Source organism: Actinobacillus ureae ATCC 25976 (assembly GCF_000188255.1).
Lineage (GTDB): Bacteria > Pseudomonadota > Gammaproteobacteria > Enterobacterales > Pasteurellaceae > Actinobacillus > Actinobacillus ureae.
This window is the reverse complement of record NZ_GL831097.1, coordinates 1-793: the sequence shown is the minus strand read 5'-3', so window position 1 is coordinate 793 and position 793 is coordinate 1. Positions and strand designations below refer to the sequence as shown.

Below are 793 nucleotides of genomic sequence, written 5' to 3'. Positions count from 1 at the left end.
CACACTAAACTTTCCCTAAAAAAGCTACTGTTATCGGTTTATTATTTTACTATCAATAGTAAAGGGATTTCTGCTCTTAACTTATCTCGTCATATTGGCGTGCAATATAAAACGTCATGGGCATTACTACATAAATTTCGTGAAGCAGTCGAAAAAACGCAAGATTACACACCACTCACAGGCATTATTCATATTGATGGTTGTTATGTGAATAACTACCTTTGCCCAAAGAATTTTAAACACCGCCGAATTGATAGACGCAAGAAATGCCATCAACGTAAAGATAAATCCTGCGTTGTGGTTTTCCGCCAACAAGCCGCAAATCAGGAAATAATAAACGGAGCCGACCGCACTCTCGTTGCATTAGTTAAAGAGGAAAATGCTGATGATATGCTTGCTTTAACACATCGCTTAGTCACACCAAAATCTACAATTTGTGCTGATGAAAACCCTGCTTATGATGGTTTGGCGTTTCACTATGACTTATGGCGCGTAAATCATTCCCAAGAATATTGTTCGATTGACGGCATCACCAATAACCTAGCTGAATCCTTCTTTGCCCGATTTAGAAGAATGATTATGGGCGTTTATCATAAGATGGGAAATAACTATATGATGCACTACGCCAATGAAGCCGCATGGCGTGAGGATTTTCGTTACCAGTCGGACAAAGATAAATTCGACAACATATTAAAACGCTGTTTGAAAACCAGACCTTCGCGAGATTTAACAGGTTACTGGCAAGGAAATAAGAAACCTACGGCAAGATTCGGATTGGAAAGTTTGTGTCTTG

1 protein-coding gene is annotated in these 793 nt (G+C 39.2%); it reads left to right on the top strand.

What is annotated here, in order from left to right:
• Positions 1-793 (top strand): IS1595 family transposase (locus tag HMPREF0027_RS11225; protein ID WP_005625459.1); only part of this gene is annotated, 793 nt, incomplete at both ends.